The sequence below is a fragment of the Lelliottia amnigena genome (assembly GCF_019047465.1).
Lineage (GTDB): Bacteria > Pseudomonadota > Gammaproteobacteria > Enterobacterales > Enterobacteriaceae > Enterobacter > Enterobacter amnigenus.
This window is the reverse complement of sequence record NZ_CP077236.1, coordinates 3,858,439-3,882,942: the sequence shown is the minus strand read 5'-3', so window position 1 is coordinate 3,882,942 and position 24,504 is coordinate 3,858,439. Positions and strand designations below refer to the sequence as shown.

The window sequence follows — 24,504 nt, the reverse complement described above, 5'->3', positions numbered from 1 at the left end:
GATGACAGAGTTTTATTTTAGATAAGAGCGTAGCAAATGACCGACTTCTGCCATGCGAACCGCACGCTGATCGACCGTTGTCTCACCGGTGACCAGCTCATCTTTGAGGTGAATTTCGACCATCTCGCCCATCAAACCGTTCGCGGCACCGCGTACGGCCGCAATTTGTTGCAGGATAGCAAGACAAGGTTCGCCGGACTCCAGCGCACGTTCCAGGGCATCAACCTGCCCCCGGATGCGACGCACGCGCGTCAGAACACGTTTTTTGTCTTCGGGTGAATGTGGCATACGCCCTCCAGATACTGTAGGGGGGTATGGTACCTTTTTTAATATATTCGTGTAAACATTATGTTTTCAGTGGTATTCACCACTTAGCGGATTAATGCAAAAGCCGCTGTCGGACATAACCAGATTTTTTGATGCCCCAAACACGCCCGCAGGCGCATTTTGCCCCCAGATCTGCCCCCAAAACACGCTTTTGCGCAGCGTTTTACACACCGCAATTTGTAGAATTTGAAAATTCAACATTCGTATTATTTATTTGATCTATATGATTTATATATTTTTCGCATAACACTAAATGCCTAACCGCATTGAAAATCCAGGCGTTTATTACTGGCTCCGAGATTTATTTTAAAAGAACGAGCGACAGACCGCTTAATAAGGTGAGTGTATGGATACAACGGAAGAACAAAATGGAACGTATTTTTATCACGGACAAGTCAACCTGACGGCTGGTGAACTGTTTGACGTGATATTCCTCGAACAGTTTTGTGATGAATTAGGTATTGGCATTACATCAGGTGCAACTATTCTTGCTGGTCAACCATGGCTTGAGACGAGAACGAAACCAGGAACAGCAATCAAAGGTACAAGCATTGTTTCAAAATATGCGCGAATGCTGCTGAAAAATACGAAAGTCCCGTTTGGCCTGAGAATTAAAACGCCCGTAGGTATCAGGATGAGGACAACAAACAGCCTTGCTGCTGTCATTGCTCGTTATGTCCCGTGGCTCGGTTGGTTTGAGTTGATCAACTCGCTATATCAGGTATCACGCAAGACTCAGAATAAATTTAATCTGATAGCCAGACCTGAAGACCGTATTCAATGGACATCTTTCTGATGAGCGATATTCGATGTGATGTGTTGGAAATGTTCAGGGATGAAATTTCCCGTGAGCTTAACATTAACGGGAAGGAAATCCTGCTTGAACTCGAATCGGATTTGTTCGATGCGCCTGGGGACGACCTTCACAGCGCCTTAGATCGGTACGAAAAAGAGTTCAACGTTGACCTGTCTGTTGTCAACTGGAGCCGCTATTTTCCTTGGCAGAATACTCCTCGAATGACACGTTGGTTCGGTAACGCTAAACGAGAGGATATTGAAGCTACGCGATTACCATTAACAGTGAGAATGTTTGCGGAATCCGCTGTTGCTGGAAAATGGTTATATGAATGATTAAAACAGTGGGACTATGTTCCACTGTTTAAGTATTGGGTTTGAATCGGCGTGAATGGGCACATTGTTCACGAAAATCCGGGGCCTGCCGACATCGGTCAGACCCCGTAAACACACAGCAGAATGGTTTATATTCGCCCTCTCCCTGGCAGACTGCGCATTTATATTCGTTTACTTCGCGTTTGTCATGGATATATTCATCGTTGAAATACAACAGACTTAATCAAAATCAGACCGTTAAAGCTCCACTTAAGGACGAATGTTTATCTACTTAACGACGAAGTGGCTGTCCTGCTGTTTCTTTCGCGCGTAACACCGTCAGGAACGTGATCAGCGCCGCTCCCATCACATAGTAAGCCGGAGAGAACGGGTTGCCTGTTGCCGTCATCAGATACGCCGAAAACCATGGCGTGATCCCGCCAAAGAATGCCACAGCGACATTGTACGCAATGGCCATTCCGCCATAGCGAATGCTGGTTGGGAACAGTTCTGCCATCGCCGCGCTGCATGCGCCGTCAAAGGCGGCAATAAACGCCCCCAGAAGCAACATCGCCAGTACGGCAGACAGCATATCGCCGCGCGCCATCACCATCATGGCGGGATAGGTGAACAAGATAAAACCCGCGCAGCCCGCAAGCATCAACGGTTTACGACCAAATTTATCCGACAAATACCCCATAAACGGCACCATTACCGCAATCGCGAACAGACCAACGGTGGTGATAGCGTAAGAGTCGAGTTTTGAATAATGGAGTTCGGTGGATAAATAGCTCGGCATAAAGGTCTGCAATGTCCAGTGCCCTACCGCCTTGATCACCACAAAACCCACACAAAACAGCAGCGCGCCCCAGGCCGTGGTGACGGCAGTCCGTAGCGGCGACGCTTCCGTTTTGCCGCTCTTAACCATCTCCAGAAACTCAGGCGTGTCTTCGAGATGTTTTCGCAGATACAACCCGACCAGACCCAGCGGTCCGGCAATCAGGAAGGGAATGCGCCAGCCCCAGTCGCTCATCGTCGCTTCGCCAAGCGTAGCGGTCAGCAGAAACACCAGACCGGAGCCCGCGACAAAGGCCATAAATCCGAAGTTATCGATCCAGCAGGTGAAATACCCGCGCCGAGCGGTTGGCGCATATTCGGCCAGGAACGTCGTTGCCCCTGAGCTTTCGCCACCGGCGGCAAAGCCCTGAATCAGACGGGTGATAACCAGCAGGACCGTCGCGGCGATACCGATTTGTGAAAACGTCGGCAGCAGCCCCATCACGAACGTCGCACCTGACGTCAGCAGGATCACCGTCGCCAACACTTTTTGACGCCCAATGCGATCGCCCAGCGATCCGAAATAGAGTCCGCCCAGCGGACGCATAATGAAACCGGCACCAAAAACGGCAAAGGAAGACAGTAACGCAACTGCCGGACTTTCGGCCTGGAAGAACTGCACACCGATAATCGCCGCCAGCGTCCCGTAAAGGCCAAAATCAAACCATTCGACAAAATGGCCGATTCCGGTCGCCAGCAAGACTTTACGTAATTTTCGCACGACCGGGATCTCGCGGTCAGACGTCGCCGTTTCGAGTGATTGCTGCGCTGAATTGTTCATACACTCTCCTTTGCATTATGTCTGTTAGCGGTAAGTCGTGCGGCTTGCGCAATCATGTCAGGAAAGGTGAAACGCGGCTGGTAGCCCAGTTCGCGTTTAATTTTTTGGTTACTGGTTTTAAATCGCACGGCCTTGCCTGGCATCGCGATATCAATCAGCGGCAAGCCAGTTGCCTGCGCCATCAACGGCAGCATATCTTCAAATGCGACGGGCTCATCAGTGCCAAGATTATAAATGCCGTTCGCCGCCTGCGGATGCGACATCGCAAGAATGACGCCGTCCGCCGTATCGCGCACATCAGCGATATGCATCTGGTACGGCAGGTTATCGTCTTCGCCGTACTGGACAATCATCGCCGGTCCCCCCTGTCGATCGCGCACGGTTTGCAGTTTGTCGGCCACGAGATCATTGCCAAACGAACGCATCTGGCGAATTTTACCGTCCAGGAAAAAGCGCGGTCCCGAAAAGAAGCTCTCAGGATCAAGCAGTTCATCAATGGATTGTGTGTGCGGAAAACGCAAAATCACCGTTTCCAGTCCCTGCTGCTGATAGAACAACACCAGATCCTCCGCCAGCTTTTTGGTCAGGCCATAGAACGAAACCGGGTTACGTGGATGATCTTCGGTCACGGGCTGAAACTGCGCGCGCACTTCTGGATACACTTCGCCACTGCTGGCGAAAACAAAGCGCTTCACGCCTGCGGCTCTGGCGGCATCCAACAGCCATTGTGTAGCGGTCACATTGGCGTGGAACATCGCGGCATTGTCTTTAGGCTGCCACGACATCATCGCACCAATGTGTAGCAGAACGTCTGCGCCCTTCACCGCATCGCCCAGCGTCTCTGCCTGCTCAAACCGGCATTGCACATGGTGATAATGCGCATGCTCTATTCTTGCGGGCGTAAGGTCAATTCCGGTTATCTGGTGCCCATCCACCAGCAACTGAACAGCAATTGTGTGACCAATTCGTCCGGCGGAACCTGTGAGTACAATTTTCATCGCCACCTCGTGAGTGTTTCTATTATAGATATAGTATTTATATCCATTGAATGAATAACACACAGGAAACGATAGAAAAATGTGATGCCGCGCGGTTTTACGCTGCCAAAAGAAATCGACGATCACAAAAAAACCCGCTGACAGGCAGCGGGTTCGAGGAGAAAAAGAGGCGATCAGGAGCGTTTTTTCGGCATCATGCGCAGGAGCGTGTTGTCTTTCCAGTAATAGTGATGCAGCAGGGCCGCAAAGGCATGCAAACCAATCAAGAAATAGCCCAGGTTCGCCAGCGTCTCGTGCCAGAATTTCATCGTATCCACCAGATCAAAATTGGCCTCCGCTGCGTGAGGCATCACCATTCCGAAAGCAAACCAGTCGTTGCCTCGGTTGTAAATCATCACCAGGCCGATAATCGGTAGCGCAATAAACAGCAGATAGACCATCAGATGCCCCAGATGCGACATGCCGGTGATCATCGCTTTAGGTTTTGGCTGAATCGGCGGCGCAGGGAACTTCAAACGCACCAGCAGGCGGGCGCACATCAACACCAGAATAGAAATCCCGCAAGAGACATGAATCATGTTGATTAACGGGCGAGCGCTGCGCGGGAAAAAGCCGCGAAACTCCATGGCACAGTAGGCAACGATCACCAAAAGAAACACCAGCCAGTGGATGCCAATTTGCAGGCCAGTATATTTATTGCGCATATGAATTCCTGAAACGGTACAAACAAAGCGTCAACATAGCGAGCTTTCCTTAAAAATTCATTAAGTTTTCTTTATGATTTTTCAAAAGCTTCCCCTGCGCATGAATCATCTTCAATTGCCTCACGCGCTGACATGGACTATGCCTGGATGAGTTCAAACTGTCGCATCGTTCAGTTCATACAGGAGTGACCCATGAGTAAAATTGGCATTAACGGATTCGGTCGCATCGGACGCCTGGTTTTACGTCGTTTGCTTGAAACGCAGGACAGCAATACCGTCGTCGCAATTAACGACCTCACCTCACCCAAAGTGCTGGCCTATCTGTTAAAACACGATTCCAACTACGGCCCTTTCCCCTGGAGCGTCGATTTCACCGAAGATTCACTGATTGTCGATGGTCAGTCGATCGCGGTTTACGCCGAGAAAGAGGCCAAACATATTCCGTGGACATCGGCAGGCGTTGACCTCGTTGTCGAATGTACCGGTTTTTATACCTCAGAGGAAAAATCAAAAGCCCATCTGGACGCCGGCGCGAAGAAAGTGCTGATTTCAGCGCCAGCCGGTGACATGAAAACGATCGTCTTCAACGTGAATGACGACACGATTGACGCCAGCGATACCATTATTTCTGTCGCATCCTGTACCACCAACTGCCTGGCTCCGCTGGCAAAAGCGCTGCAGGACAGTTTTGGTATTAAGGTGGGTACTATGACCACCATTCACGCCTATACCGGCACCCAGGCGCTGGTGGATGGTCCTCGGGGCAAAGATCTTCGCGCATCGCGAGCGGCGGCTGAAAATATCATCCCACACACTACAGGTGCGGCAAAGGCCATTGGGCTGGTCATCCCGGCACTGGTCGGCAAGCTGAAGGGCCATGCTCAGCGCGTGCCCGTCAAAACCGGTTCCGTCACCGAGTTAGTGACAATTCTTGAGAAAAAAGTCAGCGTGGATGACATTCACAACGCTCTTAAAAAAGCGACGGAGAATAACGAATCCTTTGGCTATACCGACGAAGAAATTGTGTCGTCAGACGTGATTGGATCGCATTTTGGTTCGATATTCGACGCCACCCAGACCGAAGTGACAGAGGCGGGTGATGTCCAGCTGGTGAAAACCGTTGCCTGGTACGACAACGAATATGGGTTTGTCACACAGCTGGTGCGCACGCTCGATAAGTTTGCCGCGCTGTAATTCGCACAGCGGGCAGCCTGGCTGTCCGCTGGTTGTGAATCCCTTCCGGTTTTCAATGAGTTAACTGTGCTATAACCTTCGGTTTCCAGTTAAGGGAGTGTTTCGATGGAAACTCTGAGCCGTGCAGCGTTAGAAAAGATGATGGCCCACGCCGTCGCCCACTCAGCAACGTTTACCGTCTGGCCTCATGGTGAAGCGCCTGGTGCCATAGGCAGCGACGCGGTTTTCACGCCAGAACCCCGCTATACCGGCACCTCTGATTATGATCGTTCCGCCACCGGCATTCGCGCCCCCGAAATTACCGTCTACGCACCCGATAAGCCCAACGGCGTCGGTATTCTGGTGACTCCCGGCGGGTCTTATCGTCGCGTCGTGCTTGATAAAGAAGGCAGCGCGCTGGCCCCCTTCTTCAATGCACGCGGCTACACCTTGTTTGTGATGACGTACCGCATGCCGGGCGACGGGCATCAGGAAGGCGCTGACGCCCCGCTCGCCGACGTCCAGCGTGCGATGCGTATTGTCCGTGCGAATGCGCAGGAGTGGAAACTCGATCCTGAGCGTATCGGCGTACTGGGATTTTCCGCAGGTGGTCACGTCGCCGCCAGCCTCGGCACGCGGTTTAACGAGCAGGTTTATCATCCCATAGATGCCGCCGATGAACTGAGCGCACGCCCCGCGTTTATGGCGCTGGTCTATCCGGTGATCACCATGCACGCCGATATCGATCATCCCGGTTCGCGTCATGAACTGATTGGCGATAACCCAACACCGGTGCAAATACACCGCTATTCGCTGGAGGACAGAGCGGAAAGAGAGACCCCGCCGACTTTCCTGCTCCATGCTATCGACGATCCAGCGGTTAAAGTTGAAAACAGCCTGGAGATGTTCACCGCCCTACGACGTCTGGATGTTCCCGTTGAAATGCACCTGTTTGAGCGCGGGAAACACGGGTTTGGTATCCGCGATGCGCAGGGCCTGCCGGTCGCCATATGGCCAGAACTGATGATGAACTGGATCACCACCAAAGTGTGAAATGAGGGCTATATCAATTTACAGCCACTCAATCAAAAGCAGTGAAGCCCTATCCATAAAACCCGTTGCGACAGCGATGCCCTGTTCAGGCTTTAAATCGTCGACGCGTTTACGTCAGGCCGGGGCGACGGACAAGGAAACGCAGAGGGGGTGCGGCCTGCAAGGATGCAGGATCGCACCCGACCCGAAAGGCTGGCGGAAAAACGGAGAGTACCGCGAAGCGGTGATTTTCTTGCCGGGAGTCCGGGTCGCCTGGGCGGCGGCGACTGAGCCGCCCTGGCACGTTCACAGGTTAAATAGTTACAGAGAAACTACACTCGCAAAGTGGACGGAACAGCTAACCTGGCCGCATATTCACGAGAAGACATACCCAACACCGCCATATACCGTTCAATGCAATCCCATCACGACTGCAAATAGACCACCTGCGTCTGCAAATACTCATTCAAACCGTGTTTACCGTCCGCACCACCGATCCCTGATTTCCGCCAGCCCGCATGGAATCCCTGCATCGCTTCGAAGTTCTCACGGTTGATGTACGTCTCACCGAATTTCAGTCCTTTGATCGCTTTCATCGCCACGTTCAAATTCTGGGTATAAATCGATGATGTCAGACCATATTCGCTGTCGTTAGCCATGGTCAGCGCGTCGTCAAGCGTATCAAATGCCACCACAGGTAGCACCGGACCGAAGGTTTCTTCGTGCATAATGGTCATCTCCTGACGTACATCCAGCAGCAGCGTTGGCGGATAGTAATAGCCTTTGCCTTCAACAGCCTGACCCCCTAGGACCACTTTTGCCCCTTCCTGCACCGCGCGCGCCACTTTCTGTTCGACACGTTCAAGCGCAGCAGCGTTGATCAGCGGCCCCATCGCGATATCATTGCGTTCCGCCGGATTGCCAAACTGCACCGCTTTCATCGCCTCACCCAAACGATTTACAAACTGGTCGTAAATGCCTTTTTGCACATACACGCGTTCCGCGCAGTTACACACCTGTCCGGTATTGATGACGCGAGAATCAACAATCGCTTTGACCGCCAAATCCAGATCGGCATCGTCCATCACGATAGCCGGTGCTTTGCCCCCCAGCTCAAGACACACTTTGGTGATATTTTTCGACGCGGCGGCCATGATTTTTTCACCCGCCGTCACGCTGCCGGTCATGCTGACCATGGCGACTTTCGGGTTGCCCGCCAGCGCCTGGCCGACAGTTTCACCCCGCCCCAGCACCAGGTTAAACACGCCTTTTGGCAGGCCAATGTCATCCACAATTTTGGCAAAGGCGATGGCGTTATTGGGCGTGAATTCGCTCGGTTTGATAACGATGGTATTGCCGGTCAGCAGCGCGGGTGCGAGCTTACGGGCAATCAGGAAGAACGGGAAGTTCCACGGCAGAATGCCGGTCGTCACGCCCAGCGCGCGTTTAAACACCAGAATATTTTCGCCAGGGCGATCGCTTTGCAGGATTTCGCCCTCATAACGACGCGCCCATTCCGCCATATAATCGATGTAGTCCGCAGTGAAATTCACTTCCACGTCGGCCAGTTGCTGAATTTTGCCGCCCTCGGCGACGATCAGCGCGCTGATTTCGCTGGCCCGCTCGCGGATCCCCGCTGAGATTTTGCGTAACCAGTTTGCGCGTTCAATGGCCGGGAGCGCTTCCCAGGCAGGTTGGGCACGATCGGCCGCGTCGATCGCTTTGCGGGCGTCGTCGGCGTGACCATCGGGAATTCGGGAAATGACCTCTTCGGTGGCCGGATTGATCACATCAATCCAGGCTTCACCTTGCCAGGCAACAAACTGTCCATCGATATACATAGGATGTTGTACGGGTACCGTCATGACCTGCTCCTGTAATTGTACTGTTTTTAACAAGTAAACTTATTGTTAAAAACTACAAGCAAGAAGCGATATTCCTACTCTATCGCGCTGTTTTTGTGAGATATCTCATAAAAGAAACGGGTCAGCAGAATAATTAAGTTACAACCAGGCAACATAAAGTGCCCGTTTGCGTGAAAGGGTACGCAAACGGGCACATGTCACAGCAGCGAGCGGCTGATCAGCGCATCGGTCAGCGTCATATCGTGGCGTAGAATCTGCCATGCGGACTCCACCTCGACAGGAATATCCACATGAGCGATAAAATCGCGGCCCGTCGGTCCGTAACCGTCAACGTCATCGCGCAGGCGCGGCAACTCACCGAGCACCAGCGATAAATAGCGCTCAATCGGCCACAGTCCGTCACCTCCCTCGCAAAATACCAGGCCGTTTTCACTATTTTGCAGACGCGGGATAACCCCCGGATGGCTTATCCACTGTGGGACAACAGCGTCGTCGCGAGAAACCCGGGCAAACGTCGCCATGGTGCGCCGCTGCATCGTGGGATCTTGCACTACCAGCACCCGCTCAGGCAGGGGTTGATGCTGGTGTAAAATGTCCCGGCTAAAGCGGGCGTTTTCACCGCAGTTGGTTGACTGATCCTCGACCTGCAAACGCTCATCCGGAATGTTCCAGAACTGACGCGCGATATCCGCCAGAATCGCGGCTTCTGCGCGTCCGGTCGTCGGCACGGTGTTGTAGCGCGGGTGACGTGCCGTTGCGGCATAGAGAAAGGTTGTCGAGTGGCCAATGCCCCCGCTGATCAACAGCGGAATGCCCTGCTCTGAAGCCACCCGGCAGGCGGCATCAATCGTCGGAATCACCGCATTCCCCGCCAGAATGACTCCCTCGACGGGTTCTCCCGGCTGATAATCATCCTGCGCGAGCCATTCACCAACCGTATTAATCGCCGCCAGCGTCGGCTCGGGTAAGCACGGAAAAAGTGTCATCGTCATCTCTACCTCCTTGCATTACTTTCCCTAAGGGTAACGCCTGCATGATGTCAAAACAGGGGATCTCTCCGAAAGCCGCCTGCCTCATAGCGCCATAACGCTGTAAACATATTTGATTTAAAGACATTATTCATATTCACTTGAATTATGATTTGCGTCAGACGTAGAATCATTAGCCCACTAATTATTAGAACTTTGCAAAGGTAATCCGGTTATGCGCCTGCCCCAACGCGATCCTTATGCTCCTCGCGAGTGGCAGCCTCACGAAAAACCCGCCCTGCTGGGTTCGCCTTCAACGCCGCTACATAGTACACCTAAACGTTTCGCCTACGGGATCGTGGGTTTGCTGGTCTGCCTGACGGGCGCGCTGGGTAACGCCATGGTGGCCGCCAATCTGCAAAATTTGCAGGGCACGTTTGCCGTCTGGTCGACGGAAATCGCGTGGCTCCCTGCCGTCTACGTCATGACCAACGTGTCGATCAACCTGCTGCTGGTCAAATTCCGCCAGCAGTATGGGCTGCGGGCGTTTACCGAAGGCTTTCTGGTGCTGTATGTGCTGGTGACGTTTTTCCACCTGTTCGTCAACGATCTCAGTTCAGCCCTGATGGTCCGCGCCGCGCACGGCATGGTGGCGGCCGCGCTGAGCTCGCTCGGCATTTACTATCAGATTCAGGCGTGGCCGGCGAAGCATCGCCTGAAAGCATTAACCATTGGGATCACCGGTTCGTCACTGGCGATCCCGATTGCGCGCCTGTTTTCGACTGAACTGTTGCAGCTCGACGAATGGCGCGGGCTGTACTTCTTTGAACTGGGTCTGGCGCTGGTGTCGCTTGCCTGCGTGATCGCGCTAAAACTGCCGCCTGGCGATCGGCGTAAAGTCTTTGAGAAAAAGGATTTCATCACCTTCTTTTTACTGGCCCCGGGCATGGCACTGCTGTGCGCCGTGCTGTCGCTCGGGCGGCTGGACTGGTGGTTTGAAGCGCCGTGGATCGGCTGGTCACTGGCGCTTTCACTGGTGCTGATTGTGTCAGCCATCGTCTTTGAGCATAACCGCAGCAACCCGCTGCTCAATACTCGCTGGCTCTCCAGCGGCAGTATTTTGCGTCTGGGACTGATCATGCTGCTGATCCGCATCGTGCTGGCGGAGCAAAACACTGGCGTCATCGGCTGGCTGCAATATGTCGGTTTGCAGAACGAACAGATGACCTATCTGGCGTGGTCAATCTTTGCCGGCATTGCCTGCGGAATAGTCGCCAGTTGCCTGACCATCAAGCCGACAAAACTCGCCTGGCCGATTGTCACGTCGTTGGTGCTGATGATTGTCGCCTCGCTGCTCGATAGCCAGTCCAATAACCTTACCCGTCCGGATCAGCTGATGCTGAGCCAGTTTTTACTCGGCTTTGGTAGCGCGTTTTTCCTCGCGCCCGCGATGCTGGCAGGCATCGGTGGCGTGATTGCCGATCCACGCAATCTGGTCAGTTTTTCGGTGCTTTTTGGTATGAGCCAGAACATTGGCGGACTGTTGGGTTCCGCTATTCTCGGCACCTTTCAAACCTGGCGCGAAAAATACCATTCCAGCATGCTGGCCGATCAGCTCTCTACGCTGAATCCGCTGGTGAATGAGCGTCTGCAAATTTACACCCAACTGTACAAAAGCCTGATTGGTGACAGCGCGCTGCTCAACACGCAGGCCGTGACGCAGCTGCAAACCGTCACCACGCTTGAGGCCAACATTCTCGCTTACAATGATACATATCTGCTGACGGCGGGTATCGCCACCGCCACGCTGTTGTGGATTTTGTGGCGTTTGCTGCGCCTGCGACTCACTGCGCGGTTGGCGCTAAAAAAATCGACCGGCACCCAATAAAGGAAAGAACCATTACCATGTTTATCGCGTTACCACAGGAGACGTTATGAGTCAGCAGGATGCCGCTAACGTACAGGCCAATACCCGCAATAATTTGCGTGTGGTGTCTATTTTTACCGCTGCGGCGATTGGCATTGTCGGTGTACTGGTGATTCTGTATGCCTGGCAACTGCCGCCGTTCACCCGCCATACGCAATTTACCGATAACGCCTACGTGCGTGGCCAGACCACATTTATTAGTCCGCAGGTCAACGGCTATATCACGGACGTCAACGTGCAGGACTTTGTGCAGGTCAAGAAAGGCGATCTGCTGCTACAAATCGACGACAGGATCTATCGCCAGCGCGTGCATCAGGCCGAGGCGCAGTTAGCGATGAAAATTGCCGCGCTCAACAATAACCTCCAGCAGCGTAAAAGCGCCGAAGCGGTGATTGCCCGCAACGATGCGGCGTTGAAAAATGCCCGCGCACAAAGCCTGAAAACTCAGGCCGATCTCAGGCGGGTGAACGATCTGACGGCGGATGGATCGCTGTCCATTCGTGAACGTGATGCCGCCCTTGCAAGTGCCGCGCAAGGCAGTGCGGATATCGATCAGGCAAAAGCCACGCTCGAGATGTCCCGTCAGGATTTGCAAACCGTGATTGTGAATCGCGGCGCGCTGGAGGCCGATGTCGAAAGCGCCAAAGCTGCGCTTGAACTGGCGCAAATCGATTTGCAGAACACCCGCATCATCGCCCCGCGCGACGGCCAGCTTGGGCAAATTGCCGTGCGTCTGGGCGCCTATGTCACCGCAGGAACGCATCTCACCACGCTGGTGCCGCCGCAGCACTGGGTGATCGCCAATATCAAAGAGACACAGCTTGCCGATCTGCGGGTGGGACAGCCTGTGAAATTCACCGTCGACGCGTTAAACGGCAAAGCCTATCAAGGCCGTGTTGAGAGTATTTCCCCTGCTACCGGCGTGGAGTTCAGCGCCATTACGCCAGACAACGCCACGGGGAATTTTGTCAAAATCGCTCAGCGCATTCCGGTGCGCATTGAAGTGCTCGGCAAACCCGAGGCGTCTGCGCTGTTGCGCCCGGGTATGTCGGTGCAGGTCAGTATCGATACGCGGGAGGAGAAGTAATGACTTTTCGCCCCGTTGCTGGTTTGATCGTCGCGGCGCTGCTGGCTGGGTGTCAGTCCGCAGACATCGCCCCGGCGAAACCGACATTGCAGATCCCGGCGCAGTGGCGCGAAACCAGCGGCCCTGCCAGCCCGGCGGAACAAGTCTGGTGGCGTAATTTTCACGATAATCATCTGAATCGCTACGTCAGCCAGGCGTTGCAAAATAACAGCGATGTGCTGATCGCCCGCGAGCGCGTGAACGAATACCAGGCGCGGGTTTATGCCGCTGACGGGAGCCTTTTCCCGACGCTAGACGCGGGTATCAGCGGGACGCGGGCGCGTTCACAGTCGGCCGCCAGCGGATTACCGGTTTACGGCTCGCTGTATAAAGGCAGTCTGACCGCCAGCTATGACGTGGATATCTGGGGCGTCAATCGCAGCACCTCGCAGGCAGCACTTGCGTCGCTTGAGGCGCAGAAAGCGGCCGCCGCGGCCGCCGATTTAACCGTCGCCGCGTCGGTGGCGTCCGGTTACATCACGTTGTTATCCCTGGATGAACAGCTGCGGGTCACACAATCGACGCTTAAATCCCGCGAAGAAGCCTGGAAACTGGCAAAACGTCAGTTCGACACGGGCTACAGCTCGCGCCTGGAGCTGATGCAGTCAGACTCCGAACTGCGCGCCACGCGCGCGCAGATCCCGCAGGTGCAGCATCAGATCGCGCAGCAGGAAAATGCGCTCAGCATCCTGTCAGGAAACAACCCCGGCACCGTCGTTCGCAGCGATAGCTTTGAGACGCTCACGCCGCTGCAGATTCCGTCGCAACTGCCCTCTTCGCTACTGAATCGCCGTCCGGACATCGTGCAAGCCGAACGCCAGCTTATCGCGACGGATGCCACGCTTGCCGCCTCTCGTGCCAGCCTGTTGCCGTCAATCAATCTGACGGCGAGCGGATCGATACAGGATCGTACGCTGTCCGGCCTGCTGGATAATCCGCTGCAGCTCTGGAGTGTTGGCGGAAGTATTCTTGCGCCGCTGCTCAACCGACAGGCCCTGAATGCACAGGTGGATATTTCGCAGTCGCAGCGCAATCAGGCGCTCTACAGCTATGAAAAAACCGTGCGCAATGCGTTCCGGGAAGTGAACGACAGCCTGGATGCTATCACGCGCAATCAGGAGCAGTTGACGGAGTTAATGGCGCAGCAGGATGTGGCCCAGGAGACGCTGCGCATCGCGCAAAACCGTTATCGCAACGGCTACTCCTCCTATCTGGACGTGCTGGACGCCCAGCGCACGCTGTTCTCGGTGCAAACGAATGTCGTACAGGTGAAAAATAACCTGCTGCTGGCGCAGATTGATTTGTATAAGGCGCTGGGAGGGGGGTGGTCTGAGAAAAACTAAGGGGTCAGTCTATGCAACAAACGTGGTCTGCAGTAGATAACTATATGATTTCTTCTCTTATTCCCCAGGATACCGTGCTGCAAAGCGTTCTGGAAAATAACAAACGAGCCGGGCTGCCGGAGCATGACGTCGCGGCAAATCAGGGGCAATTGCTGGCTTTATTCGTCCAGATGACGCATGCAAAGCGCATCCTGGAGATCGGCACTCTGGGTGCTTACAGTACAATCTGGATGGCGCGCGCGTTACAGCCTGGCGGCAAAATTATCACCCTTGAGGCCGACCCTGTTCATGCAAAAACCGCCAGGCAGAATATCCGCCTTGCCGGATTGCAGGCGCAGATTGAGCTTATCGAGGGGCCAGGATTGCAATCGCTGAAAGGCTTCGGCGACATCCCCCCTTTTGACCTGATCTTCATCGATGCCGATAAGCCCAATAATCCGGGCTATCTGGAGTGGGCGCTACGCTACTCCCGCCCTGGCACCGTGATCATCGGGGATAACGTGGTGCGTGACGGTGAGGTGATCAATGAGCAAAGCGATGACGAGCGCGTACAGGGCGTACGGCGTTTTATCGATATGATCGGGGAAAACCCTCGCCTCACGGCCACCGCGCTGCAAACCGTGGGGATAAAGGGTTGGGATGGATTTACCCTAGCAATGGTGAATAGCTGAACCGTGTTTGTCGCCCGGTAAGCATTGCGCCACCGGGCGTTAATCACATACGTCTTACGACCCGCCGGGTGGCGGCGATACCTAACCCGGCCTGCAAACTACGCCGTAATCTGATCCATTGCCTGCAAAATACGTTTGTCGGATATCGGATACGGCGTACCAAGCTGTTGCGCAAAGAGGCTGACGCGCAGCTCTTCGATCATCCAGCGGATCTCCTGCACGTCTTCATCGTCGCGACGTCCGGGCGGCAGCTTATTAAACCATTGCTGCCACGCCTGCTGCACGCTTTCGACTTTCAGCATTTGTACGCGATCGCGATGCGGATCAACGGCCAGCTTCTCAAGGCGTTTTTCAATCGCGTTCAGATAACGCAGCGTATCGCCAAGGCGTTTGAAGCCGTTGCCGGTCACAAAGCCGCGATACACCAGGCCGCTCATCTGCGCTTTAACATCCGATAACCCCAGCGCCATGGTCATATCGACGCGCCCTTTCAGACGTTTGTTGATATTAAATACCGCCGTCAGGATCTGCTCGACCTGTTTCGCAATGGTCACTACGGTATCATTCAGCTCCGCACGCACTTTTTCGTGCAGCGTCGCAAAGCCCTCTTCCGTCCAGACCGGACCGCCCGCCTCGTCGATCAGCTTATCCACGCCGCAGGAGATGCAGTCGTCAATCAGATCCAACACTTTGCCGTAAGGGTTAAAGTACAGCCCGAGCTTGGCCTTGTTCGGCAGTTTCTCATGCAAATATTTGATCGGCGAGGGAATATTCAACAGCAGTAAACGGCGTAGACCGCGCCACATCGCCTGCTGCTGTTCCAGCGGATTATCAAACAGCTTGATCGCCACGCTGTCGCGTTCATCCACCAGCGCAGGCCACGCCTTCACTTTATAGTTGCCGCGTTTTTGCTCGTAATGATCCGGCAGATTGCCAAAGCTCCAGATATGCAGCCCACTCTGTTCGATACCGTCGTCCGCCACCGCAGAGAGCGTCTCCTGCACTTTGCCTTTCAGGGCATCTTTCAGTTCGGTCAGCGAACGGCCTTCGTTCAGTTTTTTGTTTTTGTCATCCACCACCCGGAAGGTAATTTTCAGATGGTCGGGTACCTGATCCCAGTGCCAGGATTCGCGGTCAATCGTCACCCCCGTCATACGGCGTAACTCGCGCTCAAGCGCATCCAGCAGCGGCATTTCCAGCGGCGTGACGCGGCCTAAAAACGCCTCGGCGTAGTTCGGCGCGGGAACAAAATTGCGGCGCACCGGTTTAGGCAGGGATTTGATTAGCGCAATCACCAGCTCACGACGCAGGCCAGGAATTTGCCACTCGAACCCACTCTCTTCAACCTGATTGAGCAGCGGCAGCGGAATATGGACCGTGACGCCATCGGCATCCGCACCGGGCTCAAACTGATAGGTCAGCCGCAGCTTGAGATTGCCCTGATGCCAGAAGTTCGGATAGTCAAGTTTACTGACATTCTCTGCCCCCTCTTTAATCAGCATGCTCTTTTCAAAGTTGAGCAAATCAGGCGTCTCTTTACTGGCGTTTTTCCACCAGCTGTCGAAGTGACGGCCCGACACCACATCATGGCTGATGCGCTGATCGTAGAATTCGAATAACGCTTCGTCATCCACCAGGATGTCGCGGCGACGTGATTTGTGCTCAAGCTCTTCGACTTCGGCGCGCAGCTTCAGGTTTTCGCGGAAAAACGCGTGACGCGTTTGCCAGTCGCCTTCGACCAGCGCGTGGCGAATAAACAGCTCACGGGACAGCGCCGGGTCGATCTGGCTGTAATTCACCTTGCGTGCAGCAACGACCGGCAGGCCGTAAACGGTGACCTTTTCGGTCGCCATCACCGCGCCCTGTGCGCGCTCCCAGTGTGGTTCACTGTATGAGCGTTTCAGCAGATGCTGTGCCACCGGTTCAACCCATTCTGGATCGATCCGCGCGGCAATGCGTCCCCACAGGCGGCTGGTTTCAACCAGCTCCGCGACGATGGTCCATTTCGGCGGTTTCTTGAATAAACCGGAACCGGGGAAGATCGCGAAACGGGCATTGCGCGCGCCGGTAAACTCCTGTTTATCGACATCTTTCATACCGATATGCGACAACAGCCCCGTCAGCAACGCGACGTGAATCTCACGGTATTCAGCCGGTTCGCTGTTGACCGGGATCCCCAGCTCTTTGACCACCTGACGCAGCTGGGTATAGATATCCTGCCACTCGCGCACGCGCAGATAGTTCAGATATTCGGTCCGGCACAGACGACGAAACGCATTGGACGTCAGCGCTTTTTGCTGTTCGCCGAGATAATTCCACAGATTCACAAACGCGAGGAAATCCGACTCTTTGTCCTGGAAACGACGGTGCATCTCATCGGAAGCCTGCTTTTTATCCATCGGACGCTCGCGCGGATCCTGAATAGAGAGCGCGGAGGTGATAATCATCGCCTCGCGCACGCAGCCGTGTTTTTGCGCCTCCAGCACCATACGTGCCAGACGCGGATCGACCGGCAACTGGCTTAACTGACGGCCCTGCGGGGTCAGCTTGTAAGCGGTGGCCTGTTCGTCTGTGGTGATAGCGCCTAACTCTTCCAGCAGACGCACGCCGTCCTGAATATTGCGTTTATCCGGCGCTTCAACAAACGGAAACGCGGCGATATCCCCCAGCCCCAGCGCGGTCATCTGCAAAATAACGGAGGCCAGGTTGGTGCGCAGAATTTCCGGATCGGTAAATTCTGGACGCGACAAGAAATCGTCCTCGGAATACAACCGAATACAGATACCTTCGGAGACACGTCCGCAGCGGCCTTTACGCTGGTTAGCCGAGGCTTGCGACACCGGCTCAATCGGCAGGCGCTGCACTTTGGTGCGATAGCTGTAGCGACTGATACGCGCCGTACCCGGATCGATCACATACTTGATGCCGGGAACGGTTAGCGAGGTTTCAGCCACGTTGGTCGCGAGCACAATACGACGACCATGATGCGACTGGAACACGCGGTTTTGCTCGCTGTTCGACAGACGCGCGTAGAGAGGCAAAATCTCGGTATGGCGCAGCTCGCGCTTGCTGAGCGCATCAGCGGTATCACGAATTTCACGCTCGCCGCTCATGAAAATGAGAATATCACCCGGGCTTTCGCGCCCCAGTTCATCAACTGCATCGAAAATAGCCTGCAGCTGATCGCGCTCGGTGTCGTCTGCGTCTTCAACAATTGGGCGATAGCGCACTTCAACCGGATATGTCCGGCCGGAAACTTCGATAATCGGCGCGTTATTGAAGTGGCGCGAGAAGCGTTGCGGATCGATTGTCGCTGACGTGATGATAATTTTCAGATCCGGGCGGCGCGGTAACAGTTCACGCAAATAGCCCAGTAAAAAATCGATGTTCAGACTGCGCTCGTGGGCTTCATCAATGATTATCGTGTCGTATTGCATCAGCAGGCGATCCTGCTGGATTTCGGCCAGCAGAATACCGTCGGTCATCAGCTTGACCATGGTGTTATCGCTAACATGATCGCTGAAACGCACTTTATAACCGATGCAGCCGCCCGGCTCGGTTTGTAACTCTTCGGCAATACGATTCGCTACCGTACGCGCGGCAAGACGACGCGGCTGGGTGTGGCCGATCAAGCCCTTCACACCGCGCCCTAACTCCATGCAGATTTTCGGCAACTGCGTGGTTTTACCTGAACCGGTTTCCCCTGCCACGATCACCACCTGGTGGTCGCGAACGGCTTCGAGAATTTCCTGTTTTTTCTGACTGACGGGCAAGTTTTCCGGATAGGTGATATCCGGACGCGCCGCGTCGCGCAGCACGACTTTCCCTGCCGCCTGTTCAATCTCTTTCGCCATCTCCTGATAAATGGCCTGTTGTGCATCAGGATTTTTAACCTTCTTGACCCCATGCAGGCGGCGCGCAAAGCGCTGTTTATCGCGCAACATCAGCGTATCCAGCTGTTGCATAAGCATCGGGAAGGTGATTTTTTGTTGTTCTGTCATAGCGTTAAGGGGCAGTGCTCTGCCGGGTAAAATCTCTTTTTAATGATTGCTATAGAGTACCACATCAGGGCATCTACCGCCTTATTCAAAAAAACTGAACACTGGGTTCGATATATTGCGCTATCCCTGCGACAGGATTGTGAATAAAGTGTCTGCAAGCAACGGGGCAATCCCCCCAATCAAATACAATTAAGGAATCACCCATGAGCAAAGTATTAGTTCTCAAATCCAGTATTCTGGCAGGGTACTCTCAGTCTGGTCAGCTGTCTGATTATTTCGTTGAGCAGTGGCGTCAGCAGCACAGCGCTGACGAAATCACCGTCCGCGATCTGGCTGCTCAGCCAATTCCTGTTCTGGATGGCGAACTGGTGGGTGCGCTGCGTCCAAGCGATGCACCGTTGACGCCTCGTCAGCAGGACGCGCTGACGCTCTCTGACGAATTGATCGCTGAGCTACAGGCACACGACGTTATCGTGATCAACGCCCCGATGTACAACTTCAACATCCCAACGCAGCTGAAAAACTACTTCGACCTGGTGGCGCGTGCTGGCGTGACTTTCCGCTACACCGAGAACGGTCCGGAAGGCCTGGTGAAAGGTAAACGCGCTATCGTGCTGACCAGCCGTGGCGGTATTCATAAAGATACCCCAACTGACCTGGTTTCACCGTACCTGAGCCTGTTCCTGGGCTTCATCGGCATCACCGACGTGAACTTTGTGTTTGCTGAAGGGATTGCCTACGGTCCAGAAGTGGCAACCAAAGCGCAGACTGACGCGAAAGCCGCAATCGACAGCCTGGTGGCTGCATAAGATTTCCCCCTCTCACCGCCTGGTGAGAGGGTTTTTCCATTCCCGCACTCACGTTCAACTTCTCGCGCCTGCTTGTTCTTCCCCTTCGATTCACGCGCACTCAAAACGGCTATCCTGTTTACACTGGCAAAATTACGCTAACACATTGACCCCAGTAATAATGCTGCCAGACTGATATCAGTATCCCATGATGATATGTGACCCAGTAAGTGACACTGTAACGTATATACATAAACATGTATCCGTTTACGACGGCCCAGACTCTTTCCAGCAGCGATAAATCAATGGAAAAACGACATCATCCGCAACCTGAACTGACGTCCTGGCCGACTCGCGAGGCCATGGTGGCGCGCGGGTTGGCGATGAATATGCCGTGGCTGGCGTTTGTGAACATCAGCTTTGCGCTGGTGATTTGGCTGCGTAACAGTCTGTTCGACAATATCGACGCCTTTTACCAGGTGTCGCCGCACGCCAGCCTGCTGATCAACATCGCGATGGTGGGCATCATTAGCCTCTCGGCGATACTGATTGTAATGGCCTTGCGCCATTATCGGGGGATCGGCGCGGCGCTGCTGGTTATCAGTGCTATTTGGTCCGTGTGTTGTGTCTGGTTCATTGTGTACTGGCAGCTTCCGCATGCCTGGCCGCTGTACGTTATTCTGATCCTCACCGCGATTGCTGCCCTGTATTATTATTTGAGTGGCCTGCTCTGCTACGTGCTGCCGCTGTGGCTCGCGCTTCCCGTGGCCAGCATCATGCTTAATCACGGGGTGAATATCCGCTTCGCAACGCTCTGGGTGGTGTTTACGCTGATTATTATTTTCGGGCGAATTCTTTTATTACGCTGGTTTGACGAAGCCTGGCAGCGCAATCAGCAAAATCAGATGCTGATTGCGCGCCTGGACGCCCTGGCGCACCAGGATGTTCTGACCGAAACGGCCAATCGTCGGGCGATGGAAAGCCTCCTGGAAAACGCCGTCAGCCAGCAGAAATCCTTTTCGCTGATCATGCTCGACGTCGATTATTTCAAGCTCTACAACGATACCTACGGACACCAGGCGGGAGACGAATGCCTGGCTCGCGTTGCGCAGGCGCTGAAACAGTCGGTACGCACACCCGATGATGTAGTGTCGCGCTATGGCGGTGAGGAGTTTGTCGTGATCCTGTTCGAATGTTCGGCAAAAATGGCGGAACAGGTGGCAGCGCGTATTCAGGATACGTTGCGCGTTTTCGCGATTGCGCACAGCGCTTCAAAAGTGAGCAATTGCGTGACGGTGAGCATGGGTATCGCCGGGATGACGCCAGGTATGAGCGCCAGCCAGTTAATCGCTCAGGCTGATGCCGCACTGTATCGCGCCAAAGAGGCTGGACGTGATCGCTGGGCCGTCTGAGCGCGTCGTCTGATGCCCTCACTCCCCCTCACCCCGGGAGAGGGAGAAAACACGAATACTGCAACATCGGAGCGTTAATCGGCAATTTCTTGATCCGCTACGCGCAAAAAATCAACACAGCGGTTAAGAGGTTTTCGCGAAGGATTTGCCGACGTTCCCCCTTTATCAGCGGCGATTACCCTTTCGCATCGGCGTTTAAGGTTCAGCGCCGTTTACGCTGTTAACTCCTTGTCATCGGCGTTTTGGCCGTACTTTGTTGAGCCGGTTTCCAGGCGCGACCGGGGATCACTTTTTCAACCATTTCCCGTTAATGCCTTTTACGTATTCACCCGGCTGCGCCCGGGCAACCAGCTTTTGCCCCGCCATTTTGGCGACTTCATCCACCGGCAGATTGTTGCTGTCCGCCAACTTTTGGTAGCTTTCACTGCGCGCGGCGTTGATTTCGCTCACCAGCGCAAGGGTTTCCTGATCCTGACGGACCGGCGCAATATACCCACTCAGCGTTTCCCCAACGCGCCCCTGCGCACGCGCTTCATTCAGCGTTATCGCCTGCGCCTGAGCGCTCATTGCCAACACCAGAAGGCCGATTGCGAGTCGTTTTTTCATGGCATCCTCAGAACAGATCGCTACGCGATTTCAGCAGCGTTTCGACGTCTTTATCCACTTTGATATAGATTTCGTGTTCGATTTTGACGTTCATATTGATGGTGATCGGCTCTTTGGGGGCTGCCACTTCGATACGCGGCGTACAGCCTGTCAGCATCGAGACAATGACCATACCCAGCGCGCCTGTCAGCGTTTTCATCGTTGTTCCTCACATTCCTTGCCTGTCGGACAGCGGGCTTCAGGTAACGCCGCATGTTGCTCAAGCCATGCCTGTAAATTATCGCCGTAGCGCAGGCTGCGCCACAGGGTGAAAATGTTTTCTTCATGGGTGTAGTTGAGATTCACCGCATTGCTTTTGCCATCGACACGGCTGATACCACTGATTGCGGCCTGCATGGTCAAGACACCTAAATTATCTACATTGATTTTCGTCCACGAGCGAGAAATTTCCATATAACGAAGCCAGTTAATCGCCACGCCCGCCGCCATATTGTCTTTGACGATGGCATCTGCCGTGTCTTTATCAATGCGCAACGTCATGGGGCCAGGATTGGTTAACCAGCCGTCTTTGATTATCCAGTTTTCGTTTTCCAGCCAGAACGGCAGCGCCCCGCTGACCGGGCCGGACATTGTGAATTGTTTCGGATTGACTGCGCTTATTAATTCACTGGAAGAGATATTCTGCACCCGAAGCAGCGCCGGATCGTGCTGGGGCATCCGCAACTGCTGCATTGTGATTTTTCCCCCCAGTACGTCGGTGCTGACGTTGGTCAGCAGGAGCGGATTGTCTTCGCTCCACGGATAATCGCCCTGCAAATCGGCCGTAATATTACGGGCGGTGACCTGGTTGATGACTTCTGCGATGCGTAAGGTCACGGGACCGCGTGTTCCGAGAGACCATGTGCCTGCGCTAAACCGGAACGGCAGGACAAAATCCACACCGTTTACCTGGTTGTCCGGCATCCAGACGCTACCGCTTTTCATTACCCCGTGCCCGCCCGCTTCAAAGCCCTGACCTGCGGCCGCCGAAAACGCCACTTGCGCATAGAGCTCACCCTCGCGCAGGTTCATTTTCCAGTCGGGTGGAACCAACGGCTGGAACACCGTGAGCGATTGTTTAGGCCACCACGCCTGACCGCGCAGGCGTTCACCATCCCAACGACCGTTCACCTGGACCGGGCCAATTTCGCCCGCGTGCAAGTCGCCTTTGAACTGGAAAAACGTCGGATCACGCCCGTCGACGCTAAATTTAAGGGTCGACGGCGGAAGTACGCTTCCGCCAGAAAACGTTGTTTTCTGCGCATCCAGCGATAACGCGCCGCTAAAGTGCGGATCGGTTTCATCACGCTGCCAGCGTACCGGGTGCTCCAGCACCAGCCGGGGGTTGCTCACCAGCATGGTGCCGTATTCAAGCTTATCGAATCCGGTCGACAACGCGGTCAACTCGATAAAACTGTCGCGCCATTCACCTTTCCCGGCGACATCCCAGCGCGCATTCATCGGCGTGAAATGTCCGTCGCCCCAGTAGCGCCAACGCCACAGCCCTTTGTCCGCCAAAAAATCGTGCGCCTGTCCGTCGAGATGCAGCACAAAATCACCCATCTCGTTTTCATGCGCTTTGAGGATCGCCTGCAAACGCCCATCGACGCCTTTTTGCGAGAGCCTAACCCCGGCCAACGGCCAGCGGATTTCGTCGATATTCAGCGAATCAATAATTCGACCGCGCGAGCGCAGCAGAGCGCCCGGTTCAAACGTCAGCTGTGGGTCAACCAGGCTGCCCGTGAACCGGGCCGGAAGAATGGCATACAGAATCAGATCGTTTTGTTTGGCCTCGCCCGTCAACTGGAGCGGCATGGCGCTATTATCCATGCTGAGTTTACCCGGCCCCAGGGTCAGCACCGCATTCCCTTTACCGGCATCACCCTGCGTCAGGATGTTCAGTCGACCGCTGATCGTTGCGGATTCTAGACCCTGCCGCCAGTTTTCAACCTTGACGCCAACGCGCCCGCTCAGCGGTAAACCGGAGAGATCCCAGTGCCAGCGCCCATCACTGATCGTTAACTGCTCTGCGGTGAGCTGCCAGGGTAAATCAAGCAGCGGATCGGGGTTATCCCGCGCCATCACCACCAACTGCCCACGGTTGTTTTCCCAGTCGAGATCGGCATCCACCAGCGACGGAACGTGCGGCACGTTAAACGTTGCCTGCGCGTGGCCCTGTACGGGAGCCCCATCCAGTATTAATGGAAGAGTAAATTCACCGGCCAGCTTGATGGGCTGTTCTGCCTGAGGAAGGTGAAGTTCGAACTCACTGACGGTCAGGCTTTGACCGCGTAATTTGCCGCGTACTTTGACCTGTTCGCCCTGATATGTGATTTCCTGCATTGATGGCGTCAATGATACGTTGAGCTTTCCCTGCCACTGTTGCCATGGCAACAACGTCAAACGATCGATGGTGAGCCAGGTATACGGCAGCATGGATTGCCATTCGGCGAGCGTTTTGGGCGCGGCCTGAGATTGCTCGGCTTGCGGCAATTTATTGAGACAGGCCGTATTGAGATCCAGCGCGCCAACCTCAAGTTTCCAGCGACTGGGGTGCGAAAGCGTGGCGTTCTCGACGCGGGCGATTTCGCAATCGTCGACCAGATAGCGGAGATCGGGAATCACAATGTGGTTACGGGTAAGGCGTGGGCTTTGCTCGAACGCAATTCGCGTTCCGACGGGGAGCCAGATCCCGGCAAGCGTAGGAACCCACTGGGCGAGCGTCATCAGCAGCGTCAGCGGCAACAGTATGATCAGTAACAGGAGCGCTAGTGCAGCTTTGTATTTACCCTTCAT

The 24,504-nt window shown here is 54.6% G+C and carries 20 protein-coding genes; 10 read left to right on the top strand and 10 right to left on the bottom strand.

What is annotated here, in order from left to right; translation table 11 throughout:
• Positions 1–12 precede the first annotated feature (12 nt).
• Positions 13–288 (bottom strand): metal/formaldehyde-sensitive transcriptional repressor, encoded by a 276-nt coding sequence (locus tag I6L74_RS18310; protein WP_012017350.1) that lies wholly within the window; start codon positions 286–288, stop codon positions 13–15.
• 385 nt (positions 289–673) lie between these two features.
• Between I6L74_RS18310 and I6L74_RS18305 the strand changes: the two genes are divergently transcribed.
• Positions 674–1,123 (top strand): STM2901 family protein, encoded by a 450-nt coding sequence (locus I6L74_RS18305; RefSeq protein WP_059178837.1) that lies wholly within the window; start codon positions 674–676, stop codon positions 1,121–1,123.
• Positions 1,108–1,458 (top strand): DUF1493 family protein, encoded by a 351-nt coding sequence (locus I6L74_RS18300; RefSeq protein ID WP_059178836.1) that lies wholly within the window; start codon positions 1,108–1,110, stop codon positions 1,456–1,458. The genes I6L74_RS18305 and I6L74_RS18300 overlap by 16 nt, the downstream gene beginning before the upstream one ends.
• A gap of 271 nt (positions 1,459–1,729) precedes the next feature.
• Here the strand turns inward: I6L74_RS18300 and I6L74_RS18295 are convergent, their stop codons facing one another.
• The 3 genes from I6L74_RS18295 to cybB all read right to left on the bottom strand — a co-directional run bounded on the left by I6L74_RS18295 (position 1,730) and on the right by cybB (position 4,757).
• The gene (locus I6L74_RS18295; protein ID WP_059178835.1) at positions 1,730–3,055 is read right to left on the bottom strand and encodes an MFS transporter; all 1,326 of its coding nucleotides are present in this window, start codon (positions 3,053–3,055) and stop codon (positions 1,730–1,732) included.
• On the bottom strand, positions 3,052–4,053 hold the full coding sequence (locus I6L74_RS18290) for an NAD-dependent epimerase/dehydratase family protein (protein ID WP_059178834.1): 1,002 nt from the start codon (positions 4,051–4,053) through the stop codon (positions 3,052–3,054). The genes I6L74_RS18295 and I6L74_RS18290 overlap by 4 nt, the downstream gene beginning before the upstream one ends.
• A gap of 173 nt (positions 4,054–4,226) precedes the next feature.
• Complete coding sequence (gene cybB, locus I6L74_RS18285) at positions 4,227–4,757, bottom strand: cytochrome b561 (RefSeq protein ID WP_059178833.1); 531 nt, start codon at positions 4,755–4,757, stop codon at positions 4,227–4,229.
• A 192-nt stretch (positions 4,758–4,949) separates the two neighbouring features.
• On the opposite strand from cybB, the gene gap reads away from it, so the two are divergent.
• Both gap and I6L74_RS18275 read left to right on the top strand, forming a co-directional pair.
• Positions 4,950–5,951, top strand: coding sequence for a type I glyceraldehyde-3-phosphate dehydrogenase (gene gap / locus I6L74_RS18280; protein ID WP_059178832.1), 1,002 nt, complete (start codon positions 4,950–4,952; stop codon positions 5,949–5,951).
• Between the two features lie 105 nt (positions 5,952–6,056).
• Complete coding sequence (locus I6L74_RS18275; protein ID WP_059178831.1) at positions 6,057–6,983, top strand: alpha/beta hydrolase; 927 nt, start codon at positions 6,057–6,059, stop codon at positions 6,981–6,983.
• 404 nt (positions 6,984–7,387) lie between these two features.
• On the opposite strand, the gene aldA is transcribed toward I6L74_RS18275, so the two are convergent.
• Together aldA and I6L74_RS18265 are read right to left on the bottom strand one after the other, a co-directional pair.
• The gene (gene aldA, locus I6L74_RS18270; RefSeq protein WP_059178830.1) at positions 7,388–8,827 is read right to left on the bottom strand and encodes an aldehyde dehydrogenase; all 1,440 of its coding nucleotides are present in this window, start codon (positions 8,825–8,827) and stop codon (positions 7,388–7,390) included.
• A 197-nt stretch (positions 8,828–9,024) separates the two neighbouring features.
• A complete protein-coding gene (locus I6L74_RS18265) occupies positions 9,025–9,819 on the bottom strand; it encodes a YdcF family protein (RefSeq protein WP_059178829.1) in 795 nt (264 codons plus the stop codon).
• A gap of 211 nt (positions 9,820–10,030) precedes the next feature.
• Here I6L74_RS18265 and I6L74_RS18260 point away from each other — a divergent pair, with 211 nt between their 5' ends.
• The 4 genes from I6L74_RS18260 to I6L74_RS18245 are packed head-to-tail and all read left to right on the top strand — an operon-like array spanning position 10,031 to position 14,862.
• Complete coding sequence (locus I6L74_RS18260; protein WP_059178828.1) at positions 10,031–11,683, top strand: MFS transporter; 1,653 nt, start codon at positions 10,031–10,033, stop codon at positions 11,681–11,683.
• A gap of 46 nt (positions 11,684–11,729) precedes the next feature.
• The gene (locus I6L74_RS18255; RefSeq protein WP_059178827.1) at positions 11,730–12,809 is read left to right on the top strand and encodes an HlyD family secretion protein; all 1,080 of its coding nucleotides are present in this window, start codon (positions 11,730–11,732) and stop codon (positions 12,807–12,809) included.
• Entirely contained in the window at positions 12,809–14,191 is a 1,383-nt protein-coding gene (locus tag I6L74_RS18250; RefSeq protein WP_059178826.1) for an efflux transporter outer membrane subunit, read from the top strand. The genes I6L74_RS18255 and I6L74_RS18250 overlap by 1 nt, the downstream gene beginning before the upstream one ends.
• Before the next feature lie 11 nt (positions 14,192–14,202).
• Complete coding sequence (locus I6L74_RS18245; RefSeq protein ID WP_059178825.1) at positions 14,203–14,862, top strand: O-methyltransferase; 660 nt, start codon at positions 14,203–14,205, stop codon at positions 14,860–14,862.
• A gap of 98 nt (positions 14,863–14,960) precedes the next feature.
• On the opposite strand, the gene hrpA is transcribed toward I6L74_RS18245, so the two are convergent.
• Positions 14,961–18,863 carry an ATP-dependent RNA helicase HrpA gene (gene hrpA, locus I6L74_RS18240; RefSeq protein WP_059178824.1) on the bottom strand — a complete coding sequence of 1,301 codons (3,903 nt, stop codon included), beginning with the start codon at positions 18,861–18,863 and terminating at the stop codon, positions 14,961–14,963.
• 203 nt (positions 18,864–19,066) lie between these two features.
• On the opposite strand from hrpA, the gene azoR reads away from it, so the two are divergent.
• Both azoR and I6L74_RS18230 read left to right on the top strand, forming a co-directional pair.
• A complete protein-coding gene (gene azoR, locus I6L74_RS18235; RefSeq protein ID WP_059178823.1) occupies positions 19,067–19,672 on the top strand; it encodes an FMN-dependent NADH-azoreductase in 606 nt (201 codons plus the stop codon).
• Between the two features lie 284 nt (positions 19,673–19,956).
• Positions 19,957–21,063, top strand: coding sequence for a GGDEF domain-containing protein (locus tag I6L74_RS18230; protein WP_059178822.1), 1,107 nt, complete (start codon positions 19,957–19,959; stop codon positions 21,061–21,063).
• 285 nt (positions 21,064–21,348) lie between these two features.
• Here I6L74_RS18230 and I6L74_RS18225 read toward each other — a convergent pair whose 3' ends face one another.
• The 3 genes from I6L74_RS18225 to I6L74_RS18215 are packed head-to-tail and all read right to left on the bottom strand — an operon-like array spanning position 21,349 to position 24,504.
• Positions 21,349–21,669 carry a YdbL family probable chaperone protein gene (locus I6L74_RS18225; RefSeq protein WP_059178821.1) on the bottom strand — a complete coding sequence of 107 codons (321 nt, stop codon included), beginning with the start codon at positions 21,667–21,669 and terminating at the stop codon, positions 21,349–21,351.
• Between the two features lie 7 nt (positions 21,670–21,676).
• Positions 21,677–21,868, bottom strand: a complete 192-nt coding sequence (locus I6L74_RS18220; protein ID WP_059178820.1) for a YnbE family lipoprotein — start codon at positions 21,866–21,868, stop codon at positions 21,677–21,679.
• Positions 21,865–24,504: a YdbH family protein gene (locus tag I6L74_RS18215; RefSeq protein ID WP_059178819.1), complete on the bottom strand. Its 2,640-nt coding sequence runs from the start codon at positions 24,502–24,504 to the stop codon at positions 21,865–21,867. The genes I6L74_RS18220 and I6L74_RS18215 overlap by 4 nt, the downstream gene beginning before the upstream one ends.